General features: G+C 69.1%; 20 protein-coding genes and 1 pseudogene. 8 read left to right on the forward strand and 13 right to left on the reverse strand.

Translation table 11 applies throughout. From position 1 onward, the window contains the following. The first annotated feature begins 273 nt into the window (after positions 1–273). Positions 274–938 (forward strand): annotated as a pseudogene (locus tag ACQP2T_RS19865) (alpha/beta hydrolase). A gap of 248 nt (positions 939–1186) precedes the next feature. Then, entirely contained in the window at positions 1187–1774 is a 588-nt protein-coding gene (locus ACQP2T_RS19870; RefSeq protein WP_433517592.1) for a cysteine hydrolase family protein, read from the forward strand. A 4-nt stretch (positions 1775–1778) separates the two neighbouring features. Here ACQP2T_RS19870 and ACQP2T_RS19875 read toward each other — a convergent pair whose 3' ends face one another. From ACQP2T_RS19875 to ACQP2T_RS19925, 11 genes are all read right to left on the reverse strand, one after another. Further along, positions 1779–2588: a hypothetical protein gene (locus tag ACQP2T_RS19875; protein WP_433517593.1), complete on the reverse strand. Its 810-nt coding sequence runs from the start codon at positions 2586–2588 to the stop codon at positions 1779–1781. A gap of 259 nt (positions 2589–2847) precedes the next feature. Beyond that, entirely contained in the window at positions 2848–4008 is a 1161-nt protein-coding gene (locus ACQP2T_RS19880; RefSeq protein ID WP_433517594.1) for a methyltransferase domain-containing protein, read from the reverse strand. After that, positions 4005–4139 (reverse strand): hypothetical protein, encoded by a 135-nt coding sequence (locus ACQP2T_RS19885; protein WP_433517595.1) that lies wholly within the window; start codon positions 4137–4139, stop codon positions 4005–4007. Before ACQP2T_RS19885 ends, ACQP2T_RS19880 begins: the two co-directional genes overlap by 4 nt. 149 nt (positions 4140–4288) lie before the next feature. Then, the gene (locus tag ACQP2T_RS19890) at positions 4289–4948 is read right to left on the reverse strand and encodes a hypothetical protein (protein ID WP_433517596.1); all 660 of its coding nucleotides are present in this window, start codon (positions 4946–4948) and stop codon (positions 4289–4291) included. 263 nt (positions 4949–5211) lie between these two features. Next, positions 5212–6060, reverse strand: a complete 849-nt coding sequence (locus ACQP2T_RS19895; protein WP_433517597.1) for a helix-turn-helix domain-containing protein — start codon at positions 6058–6060, stop codon at positions 5212–5214. Next, a complete protein-coding gene (locus ACQP2T_RS19900) occupies positions 6057–6581 on the reverse strand; it encodes a DUF6879 family protein (RefSeq protein ID WP_433517598.1) in 525 nt (174 codons plus the stop codon). Before ACQP2T_RS19900 ends, ACQP2T_RS19895 begins: the two co-directional genes overlap by 4 nt. Positions 6582–6583: 2 nt before the next feature. Continuing rightward, the gene (locus tag ACQP2T_RS19905) at positions 6584–6856 is read right to left on the reverse strand and encodes a hypothetical protein (RefSeq protein ID WP_433517599.1); all 273 of its coding nucleotides are present in this window, start codon (positions 6854–6856) and stop codon (positions 6584–6586) included. A 167-nt stretch (positions 6857–7023) separates the two neighbouring features. Continuing rightward, positions 7024–7740 carry a class I SAM-dependent methyltransferase gene (locus ACQP2T_RS19910; protein ID WP_433517600.1) on the reverse strand — a complete coding sequence of 239 codons (717 nt, stop codon included), beginning with the start codon at positions 7738–7740 and terminating at the stop codon, positions 7024–7026. Between the two features lie 73 nt (positions 7741–7813). Continuing rightward, positions 7814–8986, reverse strand: a complete 1173-nt coding sequence (locus ACQP2T_RS19915; RefSeq protein WP_433517601.1) for a hypothetical protein — start codon at positions 8984–8986, stop codon at positions 7814–7816. Further along, positions 8983–9513 (reverse strand): SigE family RNA polymerase sigma factor, encoded by a 531-nt coding sequence (locus ACQP2T_RS19920; protein WP_433517602.1) that lies wholly within the window; start codon positions 9511–9513, stop codon positions 8983–8985. Before ACQP2T_RS19920 ends, ACQP2T_RS19915 begins: the two co-directional genes overlap by 4 nt. A gap of 85 nt (positions 9514–9598) precedes the next feature. Then, complete coding sequence (locus ACQP2T_RS19925; protein ID WP_433517603.1) at positions 9599–10735, reverse strand: ROK family protein; 1137 nt, start codon at positions 10733–10735, stop codon at positions 9599–9601. A gap of 107 nt (positions 10736–10842) precedes the next feature. Here ACQP2T_RS19925 and ACQP2T_RS19930 point away from each other — a divergent pair, with 107 nt between their 5' ends. Genes ACQP2T_RS19930 through ACQP2T_RS19945 form a run of 4 tightly spaced genes read left to right on the forward strand, consistent with a single transcriptional unit; the run spans position 10843 to position 14251 of the window. Continuing rightward, positions 10843–11757: a glutamate ABC transporter substrate-binding protein gene (locus ACQP2T_RS19930; protein WP_433517604.1), complete on the forward strand. Its 915-nt coding sequence runs from the start codon at positions 10843–10845 to the stop codon at positions 11755–11757. Next, positions 11757–12401, forward strand: a complete 645-nt coding sequence (locus ACQP2T_RS19935; RefSeq protein ID WP_433517605.1) for an amino acid ABC transporter permease — start codon at positions 11757–11759, stop codon at positions 12399–12401. Before ACQP2T_RS19930 ends, ACQP2T_RS19935 begins: the two co-directional genes overlap by 1 nt. A gap of 58 nt (positions 12402–12459) precedes the next feature. After that, a complete protein-coding gene (locus ACQP2T_RS19940) occupies positions 12460–13302 on the forward strand; it encodes an amino acid ABC transporter permease (RefSeq protein ID WP_433517606.1) in 843 nt (280 codons plus the stop codon). After that, on the forward strand, positions 13295–14251 hold the full coding sequence (locus tag ACQP2T_RS19945; RefSeq protein ID WP_433517607.1) for an asparaginase: 957 nt from the start codon (positions 13295–13297) through the stop codon (positions 14249–14251). Before ACQP2T_RS19940 ends, ACQP2T_RS19945 begins: the two co-directional genes overlap by 8 nt. Here ACQP2T_RS19945 and ACQP2T_RS19950 read toward each other — a convergent pair. Continuing rightward, entirely contained in the window at positions 14226–15650 is a 1425-nt protein-coding gene (locus ACQP2T_RS19950; RefSeq protein ID WP_433517608.1) for an LCP family protein, read from the reverse strand. The two genes, ACQP2T_RS19945 and ACQP2T_RS19950, sit on opposite strands and share 26 nt — an antisense overlap. 141 nt (positions 15651–15791) lie before the next feature. Here ACQP2T_RS19950 and ACQP2T_RS19955 point away from each other — a divergent pair, with 141 nt between their 5' ends. Next, a complete protein-coding gene (locus ACQP2T_RS19955) occupies positions 15792–16658 on the forward strand; it encodes an enoyl-CoA hydratase-related protein (RefSeq protein WP_433517609.1) in 867 nt (288 codons plus the stop codon). Position 16659: 1 nt separating this feature from the next. Beyond that, a complete protein-coding gene (locus tag ACQP2T_RS19960) occupies positions 16660–17574 on the forward strand; it encodes an alpha/beta hydrolase (RefSeq protein ID WP_433517610.1) in 915 nt (304 codons plus the stop codon). A gap of 10 nt (positions 17575–17584) precedes the next feature. Here ACQP2T_RS19960 and ACQP2T_RS19965 read toward each other — a convergent pair whose 3' ends face one another. After that, on the reverse strand, positions 17585–19078 hold the full coding sequence (locus ACQP2T_RS19965) for an alpha/beta hydrolase family protein (RefSeq protein WP_433517611.1): 1494 nt from the start codon (positions 19076–19078) through the stop codon (positions 17585–17587). Positions 19079–19090 lie beyond the last annotated feature (12 nt).

The following is a 19090-nucleotide window of genomic DNA, read 5'->3' on the forward strand; positions in this document are numbered from 1 at the left end:
AGCGGGGAAGACCGCCCTGCCGTCGACGAGTAAGACCGCGGCAGCGTCAGCGAGGAAGGCCGTGACTTTCCTCCCCTTAAAGGGTGACTTAAAGGACGACCTCTATCATTCGTTGGCGTGTCCCGATATCTCGCCAGTGAACTCCGTGAGAGCGCGCGGAGCCGGAACGGCACCCGACCGAAGGGGCCCGGCCTGCCGCACGTCGCGGACGTGACCGGCCCCTCAGATCTGCCGCTGCGCCACTATCGGCCGTCCGTCGAGCCGCGCCCCCTGATGGTGTTCCTGCACGGTGGCGGATGGGTCTTCGGTGACCTGGAGACGCACGACAGGACCTGTCGCCGCATCGCCAAGGAGTGCGATGTCGAGGTGCTGGCGGTGGACTACCGGCTGGCTCCGGAGCATCCGTTTCCGCCGCGATCGACGACGTCGTTGACGTGCTTCGCTGGGCCGGGCCGGTGGCCGTGGCGGGTGACAGCGCGGGAGGATATCTCGCTGCCATGGCCTGCCTGCGGTTGCGGGACGAGGGCGGTCCGCTGCCTGCCGTACAAATCTTGATATGTCCGAACACCGATCTCACACTCTCCCAGCCGAGCGTCACCGAGAAGGGGACCGGCTACGGGCTCGACGCCGACATACTGGGCTGGTTCGTCGCCCAGTGGGTGCCTGACCCGGCTGGGCGCCGGTCGGCGAGTCTCCTGCACCAGCCGGACCTGTCCGGTCTGCCGACCGCCCTGGTGGTGACCGCCGAACACGACGCGCTGCGCGACGAGGGCGACGCCTACGCCCGCCGCCTGGCCGAAGCCGGAGTCGACGTCACGCACCGGTGCGAACCCGGCCTCGTCCACGGATTCATCCAAGGCATGGACCTGACCAGCCCGGAGGCGGCGGCCGCGCACAAACGGTTCTTCGCCGACGTCCGGGGGCTGATCCCGCGATAGAGGGTCCCGCGTGGCCTCCGGACCTCGGTGTACGACCCCGAGAGCGGCCGGTTGCGCCTCGGCGCCGAGGCGCAACCGGCCAACGGCGCGATGGCGGCCAAAGGGGCCGGCCGAGTCGAAAAGCAGAAGCGATTCTGGAAACCGACCACCAGCCCTGGTGCGCCTTCGCGATGGGAGTGGATTCTGTTTCTTGTGGGGCCGACCATCGGCCGCGCGGGATCCCCTCGCCAACCTCGAAGGAAGCGCCGATGAACGCCGCCGCCGTCCTCGTCATCGACATGCAGAACGGGTTCTGTCATCCCCGAGGTTCCATCGCGTCTCTGGGAGGCGAGCTGCCCGACCTGCCCTCGGTCGTCGCCGCGAACCAGGAACTGCTCACCGCCGCGCGTGCCGTTCACCTGCCGGTGATCTATACGCGGCATGTCTTCCGACCCGGCCTGATCGACATGCCGGCCCGCTCCGCGAACCTGTGGCCGCGCGATCCGGAGCCGCTCGTACGGGGGTCCTGGGACGCCGACATCATCGACGAGCTCACACCTGTAGAGGGCGACCACGTCATTGACAAGAACCGCTACGACGCCTTCCTCTACACCGATCTCGAGGTCCTGCTCCGCGGCCTGGGGATCAAGCGGCTGCTCGTCGCCGGCATCCTCACCAACGTCTGCGTGGAGACCACGGTGCGCTCCGCCGACCAGCGCGGCTTCGACCCGTATGTGGCCAGTGACTGCACGACCGCCTACGGAGAGGCGCGTGACCCGGCGCTGGCCGCGATGTCCGTGGTGTTCGCCACGGTCGGCAAATGGCGCGAGCTGTTCGACCTGGTGGGCGAGGAGTAGCGCGTCAGCAGCGTCGGGTCCAGTGCTTGCGGGCCCAGATATTGCGGCACTTTCTTGACGGCGTCCCGAGATAACCGTCCTCGGTCCTGGTGCAGACGCCGTTCATCGTTTCTGTGCACTCATTGGTGGCGACGCACTCATTGTTGACGGTCGTGGTGCAGTATTCCTCGTCATCGCCGTCCTCTGTATCGCCGTCGTCTGTATCGCCGTCCTCTTCCTCGGGGTCGGGGGCGTCCGGATCCTCGTAACCGATCGCTGCCTTGGCAGCGTCGCCGCCTTTGCCACGCGCGTTGTACGCCTCCGCGTACGGCTCACGGAAAGAGCCGTCGTCGGCTTTCTCGCCCATCGCCGGGACGGTTCCGTCGATGCGAATGTAATACCAGCCGTATCCCTTCTCGCCGTCGTCGCACCTGATGTTCGCGACCCGGATCCGCGTGGCCTTTCGCACGCAGACCTTCACCCGGTCGTCGACGTCGGCGATCATCACGTCCGAGCCCGAGCCACCCTTGGCGGGGGCTCGATACGCGTCGCCTCGTGGCTGCTTGAACGAGCCGTGCTTGGCCTTGGAGCCGGTGGCGGTCACTCGCGCCTCCAGCGGGAAGAAGTACCAGGCGGCGCCGGGCCGCGCGTCGTCACACGGCCGATAGTTGATCCGCAGGCGCGTCTTCTTGTTGACGCAGATCTCGAAGAAGCCCGCGTCATCGTCGTCCGCCGAATTCGTCGAATCCTCCGGCGTCGGTTGTTCGGCGACGGGATCAGCGGTTTTGGTCTCGGCCGGTGGGCTGGTGGTGGTGCATCCGGCGACCAGGAACATGGAGGTGAAGAGGAAAACGAGTCGTAACGGGATGGGCGACAAAGGACCTCACATTGTGCGACGACGACTGGGATCCCGATTTATCAAAGGCACGTTAGCGTAAAAGCGCCCGCCACCGTGGTGACGGGCGCTTCGGGCGTGTCACGAGGACTAATGGCCACCTGAACCAGACCACCGCCTGAATCAGATGACGCCTGAACCGGACGGCCCCTAACCAGCGCCGCTTCCGGCAGGAGCGCTCCGCGCGTCTGTTCAGGGCTCAGGTGCTGCTCAGCACTCGTTTCGGTGTGTCCAGCCAGATCGACTGGCCGTCCGGCGTGACGGTGAGGCCGTAGCGGCGCCAGTGCGGTTCGCCCCAGCTCACCCATTGCGTGTACGCCTGGACGACCTCGTCCCACACCGGTCGGTTGCCTACCTGCTGAACCCCATGGCCCGCTCTGTCGGGCCGCCACGTGGCTACGGCCCACGAGCGGGCGTCGTCCGGATCGTAGATCCACGTGCGCACGTACTGGCCGTCCTCATCAGCGCCTTCGGTGGTGTGCGACCGTAGACCTGTCAGCGCACCGATGGCCAGATCCGCGCTCGCGCCCAGCTGGTCCAGCGCTCGTGGGTCGAGTGCCGTCCGGTAGTGCCGACGGCCTTTGCCCGGAGGCGGGTCCTCGCTCGGTCTCGGACGCTGGGATCGCATCATCATGTAGCCGGCGTACCCGACCATCCGCCCGATGGCGGTGCCGTCGTGTTGCACTTCCAGGCGTAGTGCGTGGCTGGTGCCGTAGCCGGGATGCCACGGCAGCACGATCACGCCGCCGGGGCGGGTCTGCGTCACCCAGGCGTAGGGAATCGTGCGGATGCCGCAGGTGATGTGCACCCGGTCGTACGGCTGTCCGTCCGTGTGGCCGAGCGCGCCGTCGCCGACGAGCAGCCGCGGATGGGTCCCGGACGCGGCGAGGTTCTTCGCCGCCTGCTCGGCAACCTGTGGGTCCACCTCGATGGAGGTCACCTCCCCTTGATCTCCGACGAGATGGGACAGCAGCGCGGCGGTGTATCCGGTCCCCGTACCGATCTCCAGCACTCGATGGCCGGGCTCCAGCCGCAAGTGGTTGAGCAGGTCGGCGACCGTGGACGGTGCGGAGGCCGACGAGGTGGAGTCGCCCCGCAGCTCGCTCAGTTCGGTGGCGCCGTCGTCGAGTTGCGTGACGATGATGCTGCGCGAGTAGACGGTGTCCCACCAGGTGCCGGGATCGGCTTTCCGGTCTATCAGGTATGGCTCTCCCTCTTCGACGACCAGACCGACCGGGGGGATGAACAGGTGGCGTGGCACAGCGCGGACGGCGTCCAGGATGGGCTTGCTGATGTCTCCGGATCCCTCGGGGTCGAGCGCGGTGATCAGTCGTGCGAGGCGCTCGGGTGTGGCCCTCACTTCCCCTTGCCCTTTCCGTCCGCGTGGTCGCCCTGGGGTTCCTGCTGCTGGTCGTTGGTGCTGCCGGTGCCGCCCTCCTTGCCGGTGACCTCCTTATCCTTGGGACTGTTCGGGTCTTCGTGTCGGCCCACTGCTGTCTCCTCTCGTGGTGTGGTGGCGGGGTGAGACCTGGCAGGTAGGTATCTGGCCGGTCCTGCCTGGGATCTTGGGGCGGAGCGGCGGCCTTTGGAGGGGTGAGGCGGACCACCGCCGAGTCCGGCGGTGACGTGCCGGGCCGTCTTCAGTCGCGCCCTGGTATGGGCTCGTCTCTCATGTCCTCCAAGGCCAGCCACGGCTGCTTGCCAAGCGCGAAGCGCCGCCAGTACGCCGTCTCTGGCCCGTACGGGATGTTGATCTCGTGTCGGACCTTCACGGCCAGGGCCGGGAAACCCTCGCCCGGCTCGTACAGGTCGGCGGTGACCGCGAACGGCCTGGTGCTCGCTACGGTGACGAGCCGGGCCCGCTCGATCAGGCGCGGGCACGTCGCCAGCGACTCCGGAATGCAGTCAGGGCACGTGGGCGGCAGGTTCGTGATCGGCGTGCCGTCCGGTGCGGTCGCGGGGTCGTCCACGAACAGCCACGTGGTCCGGCCGCCCTTCTTCCAGCGGCACGAGCCGGTGCACACCATGCACAGGTGATCGTTCATCATGCGGCGGGTGCGTGGCGTGTTGATCGCCCGCCACTTGTACGCCCCGGACCGGTCCTGACCGTGCCGCAACCAGAGAAGGCCGTGTTCCCAGTCGTCCGGGCGTGGGTCCTCGTACGTCAGGAACAGCGCGCTGGCTGCGAGGTCGAGGGCGAACGCGAGTGGGCGCTCCTCGACCTCGCCGGTCCAGAGGTTCTGGTCCGGGATCCGCCAGCCGCCCCGAGTGCGGTGCACGGCGTGGATGGGGGCGGTCACTGGGTCAGCTGCGCGAACTCGATCAGGTGCCTGGCCAGCGCGACCACCTCCGTGCAGTGCAGCCGCGCGACCGACATCCTGTCGCGGTGGAGGTGAGTCAGCGGCCAGTTGGCGCCGAGTCACGGCGTCGGTGCCGACCGGCCTGCATGTGACGCCTGTGTCCGGCGGCATCGGGGCGGGCTTTTGCCAAGGAGGTTCGGACCCGTGACTGTCCATGCACGGAACGCTACGTACTGAGGAGTGCGGAGCTCAACGAAGTTGCTCTAGATTTCTCCTTGATCGGTCAATGCGCGTTCGACCAGGCGGCGTGCCGCCTCGCCGCGCACCGCCAAGGCCAGCAGGCGATCGAATGCCTTCTCATAGATCGTGACTTCGTGGCGCTGTCGCAGCGTCAGCTCGGCGGTGTACGTGGCCACGGTCACCATGCGGCTGTCGTAGATGGTGAACGCGTTGTTCCTGGGAACCGTGTACGGCGCTGCCAGCGGCACGATGCCGAGGCTGAGACGCGGCGCACGAGTGGCATCCAGTAGCCGGCGCAGCTGCTCCGCCATCGTCGCGCGGTCGCCGACGGCGGTGTACAGCGCTGCCTCGCCGAGGAGGAACAGGAACCGGCGATGGGCGCGGTCGAGCACCCGCTGGGCCTGCAGCCGGGCCTGTACGCCCTCCTCGACGTCGTCAGGGATGCCGTGGAAATCGACAACCGTCGTCAGGATGCCGCGCGCGTACGGGGCCGTCTGGAGCAACCCAGGGATGACCGTGGGCTCCCAGGACCGGATGAGCTGGGTCTTCTCGTAGGCATCGATGTTGGCGCGCTGGCGACGCCGCGTACCGGTCTTGAGGGAGCGCCTCCAGTCCATGTACTGAGCGTCGATCGAGCGGACAGACTCGATCAGATCGCTGATCTCGCTTGGGAATTGGCAGGCCACACACCAGTCTCGGATGTCGTCCTCAGAGGGAACCTGCTTCCCGAGCTCGATCTTCGACACCTTCGACGGCACCCATCCGCACGAGATGGCGAGCGCGCGGCCAGTCAGCCCGGCATCGCGCCTCAGGTCTCGCAGGCGGATGCCGAGTGCTTGAACGGCTTGCTGGCCGAGGAGGGGTTGATTCACAGGAGGTGCGCGGCGAATTCGTCCAGCAATTGGGCGTGCTTCAGGGCCAGGTCCTGCCACACCAGGTGACGCGAGATGGCCTCGCGATCGGTGATGAGCTCGGCGCCGACGAACGTGTCGTCGGCGTCGTCGAAGTGCAACCAGATCAGGCGGGAGTCGTCGAGCAGCCAGGCGTCATACGGGTCGAGGCCGAACTGCTCGGCCGCGTCGCGGCGCAGATAACGGATGTCCTCCCCGGCACGCACGCTGAGCTGAGCCACCTCTATGCCGTACCTCGTGTAGTCGGACGGCGGCATGGACACGATGCGGACTCGCTGCCAGGTCTTCCCGGACGCGACGTCACGGCTGATCTTCTCCATCCAAGACCGATGCCACGCGTAGTCGTCCGGCTCACCGGCCTGCCACTTGCGGAACGACTCGGCGCCTACGGTGCTGTTGTAGCGCTCGCGTAGCTCGAACCGGAATGCGCTGGTGGTGAAGGTGGCGAGCAGGTGACCCAGCTCTGCCTCGGATAGAAGCACGGTCAGGCCCGGGGGAAGTGCGGCAGAAGGTCCTTGGGGATCTCGATGATGATCTCGTCGGGGGCCAGATTAACGGCATCGCCGAGGGCATCGGGGTCGGTGATCGCCTTTCCCTGGACTGCGATCGTGCCGCGGTCCGTCTCGTAGACGGCGGGGCAGGTGCCTTGCTCACTAGTTGCTTCCGAGGAATCGCAGGCGCATGGCCACTCCTTGATCGGATTGCTTGAAATTTCTCGACTCTCGCTGATCGTCCATCGGCATTTAGGCCCTGTCAAGGACGACGCGACACCTCTCCCGGCGTAAGGAGATGACGGGGCCCATCCGGCTGCAGCACGGCCCGGAGGCAGGTTGATGATGCGTCTGGTGGGCCTTCCCCACATCGGCTGCCGGACGCCCGGCTGTGCGGCCCCCAGAGTCGTGCTTGTTCTCATCAATTCAAACCTCAGCGGCGTACGGCGATCACGCTGAGCCACGTGCGATAGGCGGTGTGCAGTCCGTGCCCGACGACCTCGAAGCCGGTCCTGGCAAGCAGGTCCAGCAGCGCTCGCGGGTCGCGGTGCACGAACCAGCGGTGAACCTCGGTGGCGTACGGAACGGGCTCCCAGCCCTCGCCGTCGCCCGCCGAGGTGCTCAGGCCCAGCGCTCCACCCGGACGCAGGGTTTGCGACCAGGTGCGGAGCGTGTTCTCCGTGTCCTGCGGGGGCACGTGCAGGAGGGCCGCGGACGACCACAAGCCGGTCAGTGAGCCGGGCGCGAGCGGTGGCCGGCGCAGGTCGCCGAGAAGGACGGGCACGCCGCGGGCCGCGGCCAGGCGGGCCATCCCGGGCGAGAGGTCCACCCCGATCACCCGGTGCCCCAGCCCGGCGAGCCAGGCGGCGTCGCGGCCGGGCCCGCAGCCCAGGTCGGCCACCGTGCCGCCGGAGGGGATCGTGTCGGCGAAACGCCGCCTGTGCTGGACGAACACGTCGTCAGGCTGCTTGGTGCGGGCATCGAACACAGAGGCGATGCGGTCGTAACCGGCGGTGGTGACCGCGATCGGATCGCTCGGGCGGCCTCCGGCGGTGGTGACCGCGATCGGATCGCTCGGGCGGCCTCCGGCGGTGGTGACCGCGATCGGGTCGTTCGGGCCTCCGGGGGTGGGGAAGATCGGCTCGCTCATGCCGGTGAGACTGCCATGTTTCGGTGCGGGACGGGCGTGGGTACGATCGCCGCTCGGTCACATCGAATGTGCGTCAGAAGCCGGGGATCGACATGTCACCCGCCCATGCGCGATAGGTGTACTTGGCGAGCATGCGGACCCGACCGGAGATGACGTCAACGCCGTAGGTGATGTCCCCCAAGGTCGGTACGGATTCCGGACCGCTTCCACCCCACGCCCCGCGCGCCTGGTCGGCAACGATCACTTCTGTGGGGCTGAGCCAGCCGCCGATCCGCATGGGGAGGAAGCGCTTCGGCGCCTCGCGCAACTCGATCTTGCCCGAGGTCTTTCCCGACGGCAGGTAGATGGTGTGAAGGGTGAGGTTCAGCTTTCCCATGCCGCTGCGGACCGTGCCGGAGTCCATATAGGCCAGCGTGTGCCCGTCCGGCGACAGTTCGCTGACGTTGAGCACGTTGGCATCGGTGGTGAGGGCTTTGACCTGGCCATCGGTCAGCAAGCCGAGCTGGCGATCCTTCATCACGACCACCGGGGCGCCGCCGTTGGGCACGCGCCGTACCTGCCAGCCCTGGGGAACCTCCGTCATCTTTCCGGTCTCCACCTCGAGGACCGCGCTCGGCCGGCCTGCGCCGGACATGCCGAGGAAGCGTCCGTCCGGTGAGATCTGCAGCAGCCCGCCCGACTTGACCATGGCCGCTCTGGTGACGGTCTGCGGCGAGAGCCAGATTCGGCCGCTGGACAGGTCACGGACCGCGAACCGCTGGTCCTTCCCGCTGTAGTAGGCGATCCGCCGTCCATCGGAGCTGATCTCCAAGGGGCCGGAGGTGTTCATGTAGTTTTCGGCGCTCTGCTCGCTGTAGACGCTCACCGCCTCCGGCACCCTGAAACTCTGGCCGGTACGGGTCACCAGCCGCCACTGGGCGCACGTCCTGTCGCCGAGGGCGGCGGTGTTGCGTCCGGGGTTCCACTGCCGGCCGCAGAAGTTGTGATAGGCGTGACTCGCCGCGCCCACGCCGGACGCGGGCAGGACGTCCGTCACCTTGCCGCTGATGGTGCCGCCGCCCTGCGAGCCGCCCATCACGACGGCGCCGGTCAGGGTCAGGGCGAGCAGCGCCGCCGTCACGCTCGCCAGGGTGAACGTCCTCTTCCTCTGGCGCCGGTTGCCGCGCAGCGCCTTTTCGGCCAGGTCGGCCGGGCCGTCCGACGCCTGGTCGGCGATCAGCCGGAGTTCGTCGCTGAATCTCGTCATCGGACCGCCTCCTGAGGATCGACATCGTGGAGCAGGTAGGCCAGTTCGGGGGCCAGGACGCGCAACCGGCCGAGGGCGTGGCTGGTCTGGCTCTTGACCGTGCCGGCCGAGCAGCCGAGCAGGTCCGCGGTCTCTTCGACGCTGCGGTCCTCGTAGTACCGCAGCACCAGGACGGCGCGCTGCCGCGGCGTCAGTCGCAGGAGAGCCTCGTGGAGCGCGAGGCGGTGCAGGCTCTCGTCGCTCGGATCGCGCCCCTGCCCGGCTTCCGGCAGGTCGGCGCGCGGAGTCTCCACGCGGCCACGAGTGCGCCGATACCAAGAGACGTGCTCGTTGTACAACGCCCTGCGCACGTACGCCTCGGGGTTGGCGTCGGAGGCCAGCTTGCGCCAGTGCTTGGCAGTCCGCATCAGCGCCGTCTGTAACAGGTCCTCGGCCTGTGGGCTGTTGCCGGTGAGCAGGTACGCGGTGCGCATCAGCGCGGGCTGGCGCAGGCGTACGAACTCCCGGAAGCCCTCATATGGATCCATGAAACTCCCTTCACCCGGTATCAAACGTGGGTGAAGCCGTTCGCGTTGGAACCCGCCTAAGCCGCCGCTCTCGTTGGAATCCCGCCTAAGCCAGCGCCGCTTCCAGCAAAAGTGCTCCGGCGCCCAGGAGGGCGGCGTCCCGGCCGGCCCGGGCCGGGGCGATCTCCAGGTCGCGGGTCGCCAACGGCAGGCAACGCTCGTACACCGCCGCCCTGATGGAGGTGATCAGCGGTTCGGCCGCAGACAGACTGCCGCCCACCGCGATCACGTCCGGGTTGAAGAAGTTGACCAGCACGGTGAGCACCTCGCCGATCCGCCTCCCCGCGCCCCGGACCAGGCTGGTGGCTTCGGGGATCGCGTCGTCCACCAGGCTCACGATGTCCGCGGGACGGGCCACGGTGATCCCGGAGTCGGCGAGGGCCGACATGAGGGCGGCCCCGCTCGCGTACGCCTCCAGGCAGTCGGGGTGGCCACAGGCGCACAGGACGGAAGAGTCGGAACGTACCCGAACGTGGCTGATGTCGCCCGCCGCGCCCCGGCCCCGGTGCAGGTGGCCGTTGACGATCACGCCGCAGCCGATGCCGGTCCCCGCCTTGAGCACCATGAGGTTGTCGCAGCCGGGCCAGTGCCTGGCCTCGCCGGCGGCCATCAGGTTGGCGTCGTTCTCGACGAGGATCGGCAGGTCGTAGCGCAGGCCCAGGTGTTCGGCGACGGGGAAGCCGTTCCAGCCGGGCATCCGCGACGGCGTGACCACGCGGCTGGTGGCCGGGTCCACCGGGCCGGGGATGCCGGTCCCGACCCCGCGCAACGGCACGTCATCCGGCACATGTACGGCCAGCAACTCGTCGAAGGCGTCCGACAGGAGGTCCAGCGTGGCCTCCGGACCCCGGGCGATCTCGCAGGGCCGCTCCTCGATCACCAGCGGGGCGCCGCTGAGGTCGAGCAGCCCGAGCCGGGCATGGTGCGCGCCGAGGTCGGCGACCGCCAGCACCCCCGCCGACGGCGACAGGCGCAGCCGCCTGGGTCGCCGCCCGCCCCGTGACGTGCCCGAGCCCTCCTCGCCGAGCAGGCCCAGCGAGATCAGCTCCTCGACCCGGAGCGACACGCTGGAGGCGGCCAGCCCGGATAAGCGGGCGAGGTCGGCCCGCGACTCGGCCCGGCCGGTGGCCACGAGACGCAGCAGGTCTCCCTGTGCCCCGCTCACGGGCAGCCGCTGGTTCATGCTGAGAGGAATATCATGTCCGGACTTCCTGCGACAACGTATTGACTTCGTACGAAATTTCCCACTACGTTCCGCTTCATCTTCGATTTCGAAGGAAGTGGATGGTCATGAAGAGACTTGTCGCTGCCGTCGCCGTTTCCCTGTTAGGCCTGGCGGCCTGCGGCGAGACGAGCAGCCCCGCCGTGCCCGGAGGAGAGACCAAGAAGGACGCCACCACAGACGTCCTCGCGCAGGCGCCGGTCGCGGCCGCCGCGGACATCCTGCCCGGCTCCACCATGGAGAAGATCAAGCAGCGCGGCGAGCTGATCGTCGGCGGCTCGCTGGACGCGCCGTTGCTCTCCCAGCAGAACCCGGCCACCGGCCAGGTCGAGGGCTTCGACGCCGATCTGGGCAAGGCGCTGGCCAAGTACATCATCGGCCAGCCCAAGGTGAAGATCGTCAACTCGGCCTCGGAGACCCGCGAGGCGCTGCTCGCCAACGGCACCGTGGACGTCGTCTTCCAGACGTACACGATCACGCCGGAACGGGCGAAGCAGGTGGCGTTCGCCGGGCCGTACTACACCTCCGGCCTGACCATCGCGGTGAAGAAGGGCGCGACGGGCATCGCCAAGCCCGAGGACCTGAACGGCAAGAAGGTCCTCGCCGGCGCCAACACGCCCGCCATCCCCGCGATCAAGAAGTTCGCGCCGCAGGCGGAGATCATCACGTTCGGCAGCGACCCGGAGTGCCTGCAGGCGCTCAAGCAGGACCGAGGCGTCGCCTACGTCCAGGACGAGACGCTGCTGATCGCCGACGCCAAGAAGGACCCGTCGATCCAGATCGTCACCAAGCCCTTCACCGTCGACCCCTACGGCATCGGGCTCAAGCACGGTGACGACCAGTTCAAGACGTTCACCAACGCCTGGCTGAAGAAGATGCAGGACGCCGGGGCCTGGCAGAAGATCTGGAAGAACTCCATCGGCACGGTCGTCGTGGGCGACGCTCCGCCGCCGCCCCAGATCGGCTCCGTGCCGGGGTCCTGATGTCCGTCCTCCTCGACCACCTGCCCGAGCTGTGGCAGGGGCTGCTCGTGACGTTCCAGCTGACCGCCGCGTCGTTCCTCGGCGCGGCGGTCCTGGGCGTGCTGGTCACCGCCCTGCGGGTGAGCCCGGTACGGGTGCTGCGCGCCCTCGGCGCCGCCTACGTGGAGACCTTCCAGAACCTGCCGCTGCTGGTGCTGCTCGTCCTGGCGTTCTTCGGCCTGCCGGAGATCGGCATCAAGGCCGACCTGAAGGTGACGGCCATCGCGGTGATCGCCGTCTACGAGGCCGCCTACATCGGCGAGGCGCTGCGGTCCGGGGTGAACTCGGTGGCCAAGGGGCAGGGCGAGGCGGCCCGCGCGATCGGGCTGACGTTCGCCCAGTCGCTGCGGCACGTCATCCTGCCGCAGGCGCTGCGTACGGTGGTGCAGCCGATCGGCAACATCTTCATCGCGCTCACCATGAACACGGCGCTCGCGGCGGCCGTCGGCGTCGTCGACCTGACCGCGGCGGCCAACCGGGTGAACCTCCTCGAGGCCCAGCCCATCCCGATCTTCGTCGGCGCGGGCGCGGCGTACGCGCTGATCGCCGCCTGCGCGGGCTTCGTCACCGGCCGGCTCGAACGACGACTGGCGATCCTGCGATGAGCATCGGCGATCTCAAAAGAGCACTGGGCGATTTCAACAGAGCACCGGGGGTAAGGCCATGAGCACCGCTCTGTTCGACGAGCCGGGCCCCCGGGCGCGGCGGCGCATCCGGATCGCGACCGTCGTCGGCGTACTCGCCGCCGTCGCCCTGCTCGCGCTGGCCGTCCGGCAGTTCGCCGCCAACGGGCAGCTCGACGCCGCGCGCTGGCAGCCGTACGCCACCTGGCCCATGTGGCGCTATCTCCTGACCGGGCTGTGGTCCACCGCGCTGGCCGCGGTGGTCTCGGCCGCGCTGGCGATGGCGCTCGGGCTGGTGCTGGCCCTGGGCCGGCTGTCGCGCCACCGCTTCCTGCGCGTCCCCGCCGCCGTCTACGTCGAGGTGGTCAGGACCATCCCGGCACTGCTGCTGGTGTACGTGGTGCTGTTCGCGCTGCCGAAGTACGGGCTGGACCTGCCGTTGTTCTGGAAGCTCGTGGTGCCGCTGTCGGTGTCGAACGCGGCGGCGTTCGCCGAGATCTTCCGCGCCGGGATCCGCTCCATCGAGCGCGGCCAGGGCGAGGCGGGCCTGGCGGTCGGCCTCACCCACGGCCAGACCATGCGCCTGATCGTGCTGCCGCAGGCCGCCCGCCGGGTGCTGCCGTCGATCGTCAGCCAGTCGGTCGGGCTGCTCAAGGACACCGCGCTCGGGTTCGTCGTCAGCTACGCCGAACTGCTCTACAGCGGCAAGGTCCTGGCCGCCTACAACGGCTATCTCATCCAGACCTACCTCGTCGTCGCGCTGGTCTACCTGGTGGTCAACGCGTCGCTGTCCAAACTGGCCCGTACGCTGGAGGCCCGCCGCGCGGCCCCCGTCAGTCCCAGAACCATCCCCAGAACCAGAAGGAGATTCGCTCGTGCCTGAACTCGCCCTCCTCGCCGAGGTCGTGCGCTCCGGATTCGTCGAGAGCCTCCACTACGGCAGCGCCGTCGGCCTCGACCCGTCGGGCCGGGCCGCGGTCGAGCTCGGCCGGGTCGAGGCTCCGGTGCTGCCCCGCTCGTCGGCCAAGCCGTTCCAGGCGCTGGCCTGCCTCGTCGCGGGCGCCGCCCTGACGGGGCCGAGCCTGGCGATCGCCGCGGGCAGCCACACGGGCGAGGACTTCCACGTACGGCTGGTCGGTGAGCTGCTGGCCGACTACGGGCTGGACTTCGGGGCGCTCGGCTGCCCGGCGACCTGGCCCGAGGACCAGGCCACCATGCACGCGCTGATCAGGCAGGACCAGGGCGTCTCCCGCGAGCGGATGAACTGCTCGGGCAAGCACGCCGCGATGCTGGCCGCGGCCGTGGCCAACGGCTGGGACGTGGACTCCTACCTGGCCGCCGAGCACCCGGTGCAGCTCCGGGTGCGTTCGGTCACCGAGGACCTGGCGGGGGAGAAGGCCGCCCACGTGGCCGTGGACGGCTGCGGGGCGCCCTTGTTCGGGCTCTCGCTGACCGGCCTGGCGCGGGCCGTACAGGGGCTCGTGCTCGCCGCGCCCGGCAGCGCGCCGCGCCAGGTCGCCGACGCGATGCGCGAGCACCCCGAGTACGTCGGCGGGACCGGCCACCAGAACACCGAGCTCATGCGCGCCCTGCCCGGCGCCCTGGTCAAGGGCGGCGCGGAAGGCGTGCTGGTCGTGGCGATGGAGTCCGGGCACTCGGTCGCGGTGAAGGTCATCGACGGCAGCCCGCGCGCCACCACGGTCATCGCTCTGTCCGTGCTCCGCGAGATGGGCTGTGAGGTGTCCTCGGCCGCCGCGTTCGAGAGCGTGGCCGTGCTCGGCGGCGGCGCGCCGGTCGGCCGGATCGTCACAGCGAGCCGCAGCCCTCGGTAAGGGTCTTGGTCGGGTCGCTCTCCTTCGGCTTCTTCGGCGACTTGGTGGACTTGGGTGTCGACTCCGGAGAAGCGGTCGCCGCGGTCGGCCGCCCGCCCGCCGAATCCCGGATGGCCTTCTCGGTGATGGAGCGGATCTTCGCCCAGTCCGGGGAGACGGTGCTGATCAGCGGCGGCACGAACTGGATGCTCGTCACCTTGGCGTTCTTGACCTGCAGCGCCAGCGGCACCAGGTGCTTGAGCATCGGCCGGGGGATGTCGGTCCTGATCAGCTCCTTGGTGGCCCCGGCGATCCGGTTGAACCTGGTCAGCACGGTCGCCGGGTCGGCCTGGTCGAGCAGCGCGCCGATCACGCACCGCTGACGGCGCATCCGGGTGAAGTCATCGCTGAAGGTACGCGAGCGGGCGTACCACATCGCGTCGGCGCCCTTCAGCTTGCGCGTGCCCGCCTTGACCAGGCCCTCGTTGTAGCGGCCGAACACCACGTCCTGCTCGACCGTGAGCGTGACCCCGCCGATCGCGTCGATCAACCGGGCGAACCCCCACATGTTGACCAGGGCGTACCAGTCGACCTTGAGCCCGAGGGTGTAGCCGATCGTGTCCATCAGCACCTTGGGGCCCTGGTGCTGCTTGCCGCCGAAGATCTCGGGGTGCGCGTCGGCGTACTCCCAGACGCTGTTGAGCAGGTCGCTGCGGCCGCCGCCCGGATCGGGCGGCAGGCGGAACCCGTTGGGGAAGTGCTGGGCCATCGGCGTGCCCGGACGGAACCGTACGTTCTCCAGGTTGCGCGGGAGGCTGACCAGCACGGTGTTGCCGGTCTTCACGTCGACGGTGGCCACGTTCATGCTGTCGGTGCGTACGCCGATCCGGTTGTCGTCGGCGTCGCCGCCGATGAGCAGGATGTTCACCCTCGTACGGCCTGCCCACGGGTCCTCGGGGCGGGGCGTCGTCTGCTCGGCCTGCGGGTCGGGGGTGTCCTCGGTGCCCTCATTCACGAAGATGTCGTTGAGCGCGTTCCGGGACGTCCAGACGTAGCTCGTGACCATCCCGAACGGCAGCACGACCATGACGGCGAGCAGCCCCGCGAACGTGCCCACCAGGACCTGCCCGGCCTGCGGCAGACTGCCGGGCCGCAGCACGATGAACGAGTGGACGATCAGCGCGAACCACGCCACCCCGAGCACGACGGCGCCGGCGGTGATGCCTGTCAGCCAGCTGTCCTGGGTCAGATCGCCCAGCAGGTTGTCGGTGCTCAGCCTGACGGCGAGAAGGGCGAGCAGTCCCGCCGCGTAACAGTTGAGCAGTATCAGACCCGTCTTGCGCCATCCGGCCCGCAGATGGGCGGCTCCTGGCGCGAGCGCGGCCAGCACCAGCCAGCCGAGAACCGCCGCGGCGCTCACCGGTTTCCTTGCCTGCTTCACGCCATCCCCGTTTCCCCGCGAACTTCACCGTAGGCCGAATCGCGGCGGCAGCCTACGGACAGAATGCGAAATATGTCTTTAGGGGAGAGTGAACATTAGTAACCGAATAAGATTCGGCCTATGTCCTTCTCCCAGATCGACTACGGCGTGACCAGCCGGGTCGCCACGATCACATTGAAGCGCCCCGAGAGGCTGAACGCCTTCACCTTTGCCATGCGCGGAGAGTTGATAAAGGCGTTTGACCTCGCGGACGCCGATGACGACGTACGTGCCGTCGTGGTCACCGGCGCGGGCCGGGCCTTCTGCGCCGGGGCCGATCTGGGCGGCGGCGGTGACACCTTCAGCCAGCGCGAGGCCGGCGAAGGCGAACTCGTCGACGGCGTGCCGCGCGACGGCGGCGGCACGGTCGCGCTGCGCATCGCCCGGTCGCTCAAGCCGGTCATCGGCGCCATCAACGGCCCCGCCGTCGGCGTGGGCGTCACGATGACGCTGCCGATGGACGTCCGGCTGGCCGCCGACACCGCGAAATTCGGCTTCGTCTTCGCCCGCCGAGGGATCGTCACCGAGGCCGCGTCGAGCTGGTTCCTGCCCAGGCTCGTCGGCATCGCGCAGGCCATGGAGTGGGTGGCCACCGGGCGTGTCTTCCCCGCCTCCGAGGCGCTGGAGGGCCGTCTGGTGTCCCGCGTACTGCCCGCCGAGGAGCTTTTGCCCGCCGCCTACGCGCTGGCCCAGGAGATCGCCGACAACACCTCCGCCGTGTCGGTCGCCGCGATCCGCAGGCTGATGTGGTCGGGGCTGTCGGCCTCGTCGCCCTGGGAGGCGCACGCGGCCGACTCCCGGCTGATGGCCGAGCTCGGGTCCGCGCCGGACACCGTGGAGGGAGTGACGGCGTTCCTGGAGAAGCGGCCGGCCGAGTTCCCGATGAAGATCAGTGAGGACCTACCGGGGAGTGTCCCGTCTTGGCCGGTCAATCCTTATCGTGTCTAGCATGTACGACACCACCGTTCTGTCCATGGCGCCCGACTACGAAGGCGACGTCGTAGCGACGCTGATCTCCCGCCGAGCCGGTTCCCGCAGGGCGGTGCTCTATCTTCACGGGTTCACCGACTACTTCTTCCAGGACCACCTCGCCGACCACTACCTCGGGCGCGGCATCGACTTCTACGCCCTCGACCTGCGCAAGTACGGCAGGTCGCTGCTGCCGCACCAGACCAGGGGCCTGGTCAGGAGCGTCACGGAGTACTTCCCGGAGATCGACGAGGCCGTACGCGTCATCAGGCGCGACCACGACGAGCTGACGATCAACGCGCACTCGACCGGCGGCCTGGTCGCGCCGCTGTGGGCCGACCGCGTCCGCGGCCAGGGCCTGGTGCAGGGACTCGTGCTCAACAGCCCGTTCTTCGACCTGAACGTGCCCGCTCCGCTCCGCCTGGCCGCCGACCTGCTCAAGACGCCGCTGTCGTACTCCAGCCGGGCGCTGCCGCTGGGCGTCAGCTTCGCGTACGGCCAGAGCCTGCACCGCACCGAACAGGGCGAATGGGACTACGACCTGGAGCTCAAGCCGCTCGGCGGCTTCTCCGTGCACGCCACCTGGCTGGCCGCCATCCGGCGGGCGCAGCGGCGGCTGCACGCCGGGCTGGCCGTGGACGTGCCGGTCCTCGTGCTCGCCTCGAGCACGGGCCTGCGGGTACGCGACTTCGTCCCCGAAGCCCGCTCGGCCGACACCGTACTCGACCCCCGGCACATCGCCCGCTGGGCCACCTGCGTGGGCCCGCACGTCACCTGCGTACGCATCCCCGACGGCATGCACGACCTGGTGCTGTCCGCCGAGCCGGTACGCAAGCAGGTGTTCGCCGAGATCGACAGGTGGCTGAACGCCTTCGTCCACCAGACCGGAAGCTGAGCGCGTTCCTTCACCAGGGGAACGCGAACAACCCGTAATAGGCCGCCGCCACCAGCAGCAGCCCCGTGCCGCCGAGCACGCCCGCGATCGCCACGTGCTGCCAGCGGCTCGGCCGCATGCCCTCCCGCAGCCCCGCCACAACCGCCGCCACCGCCGTGACCTCCTGCACCAGCATCAGTACGGCCAGCACCCGCACCACCAGCCAGCCGGCCAGCACGGCCGGCCAGGCCCCGGCCTGGTTCACCGAGAACAGCACCAGCACCGTGATGAACGCCAGCACCGAGACCAGCAGCCCCAGCCCCGTCCACGCCATCCGGCGCAGCCTGCGCCTGATCGGCGGCCAGAGCCGGGCGTTGGTGTCGGCCGGGGTCTGCTGACGGCCGCGCAGGCGTACCACCATCGCGGCCACGGGACCCGCCACATAGCCGACGGCGGCCAGGCAGATCGTCAGCCCCAGCATCGTGCCGCCCGCGTACCACGGAGCGGCGGGGACGTCGCTGGCCTCGAAGCGCTGCACCGGCGTCGTGCCCGCCACGTGCAGCTGGGGCCGCGCCGTGCCGGGCAGGCCGATGATCCAGTTCGCCAGCGTCTCCAGGTAGCCGTGCGCGAACGGGCCGCCGTTGATCCGCATGGCGTGGTCGGCCTTGTCCATGAAGCGGATCGTGTACTGGTCGTTGCCCGCCGCCTTGAGCGCGGTGATCAGGGATTGGGACGACTCCACGAACGGGATGGACGGGTCCATCGTCCCGTAGAACGCCAGCACCGGCTGCCTGATCTGGCGCAGCGCGGGCATCGCGTCATAGCGGAGGAAGTTGAAGCCCACCCCGCCCATCGCCCTGGTGAGCAGGTCGCGCACGCCGATCGGCGCGCGCAGGCGCAGCAACTGCTCGTTCAGCGCCCAGGCCACCTGCCTGAGCGGCGACACGTTCGGCGACGACACCAGCACCGCGAACCCCACGTCGCGGCTCTTGGCCGCCGCGATGGGCACCACCCAGCCGCCCTCGCTGACCCCCCACAGCCCGGTGCGCGCGGGGTCCACGTCGGGACGCGTGCGCATGTACTCGACCATGCGCAGCGCGTCGTCCGCGAGCAGCCCGAAGTCCCGGTCGCGGAAGTTGTAGCCGACCGTCCGCTTGTCGAAGGCCAGCGTCACCACGCCCGCCTTGGCCAGGAACTCCGCCTGCGGCGTGAACTCCGTCCGCGAGCCGTTGCCCGACCCCGACACGAACACCATCGCCGGATGCCGTCCCGGCGTCATGGGGGCCCGGACCGTTCCGAACAGTGTCTGGCCCTCAGCCGGGAGCGAGATCTCCTCGCGGTGCACGGGAGTCACCGCGACCACGGGCCGCAGCTCGTTCGCGGGCTGGGGCGGGAGCGCCTGCATCGTGTGATCGGCCTGGAGTGGCGGAGGGTTGAACGCGGGTGGCAGAACGTAGCCGACCGCGGCCAAGGCCACCAGCACCAAACCTGCGGCGACGCTCACGGTGCCACGGCCAGTGCGCATCGGCCTCCCCAT

Source organism: Nonomuraea sp. CA-143628 (assembly GCF_050942315.1).
Lineage (GTDB): Bacteria > Actinomycetota > Actinomycetes > Streptosporangiales > Streptosporangiaceae > Nonomuraea.

Bases quoted from the DNA above. Each gene is read 5' to 3' on its own strand.
- ACQP2T_RS19955 (WP_433517609.1), top strand. From the start codon at position 15,792: ATGTCCTTCTCCCAGATCGACTACGGCGTGACCAGCCGGGTCGCCACG.
- ACQP2T_RS19965 (WP_433517611.1), bottom strand. From the start codon at position 19,078: ATGCGCACTGGCCGTGGCACCGTGAGCGTCGCCGCAGGTTTGGTGCTG.
- ACQP2T_RS19940 (WP_433517606.1), top strand. From the start codon at position 12,460: ATGAGCACCGCTCTGTTCGACGAGCCGGGCCCCCGGGCGCGGCGGCGC.
- ACQP2T_RS19910 (WP_433517600.1), bottom strand. From the start codon at position 7,740: ATGAGCGAGCCGATCTTCCCCACCCCCGGAGGCCCGAACGACCCGATC.
- ACQP2T_RS19920 (WP_433517602.1), bottom strand. From the start codon at position 9,513: ATGGATCCATATGAGGGCTTCCGGGAGTTCGTACGCCTGCGCCAGCCC.
- ACQP2T_RS19935 (WP_433517605.1), top strand. From the start codon at position 11,757: ATGTCCGTCCTCCTCGACCACCTGCCCGAGCTGTGGCAGGGGCTGCTC.
- ACQP2T_RS19915 (WP_433517601.1), bottom strand. From the start codon at position 8,986: ATGACGAGATTCAGCGACGAACTCCGGCTGATCGCCGACCAGGCGTCG.
- ACQP2T_RS19925 (WP_433517603.1), bottom strand. From the start codon at position 10,735: ATGAACCAGCGGCTGCCCGTGAGCGGGGCACAGGGAGACCTGCTGCGT.
- ACQP2T_RS19930 (WP_433517604.1), top strand. From the start codon at position 10,843: ATGAAGAGACTTGTCGCTGCCGTCGCCGTTTCCCTGTTAGGCCTGGCG.
- ACQP2T_RS19960 (WP_433517610.1), top strand. From the start codon at position 16,660: ATGTACGACACCACCGTTCTGTCCATGGCGCCCGACTACGAAGGCGAC.
- ACQP2T_RS19870 (WP_433517592.1), top strand. From the start codon at position 1,187: ATGAACGCCGCCGCCGTCCTCGTCATCGACATGCAGAACGGGTTCTGT.
- ACQP2T_RS19875 (WP_433517593.1), bottom strand. From the start codon at position 2,588: ATGTTCCTGGTCGCCGGATGCACCACCACCAGCCCACCGGCCGAGACC.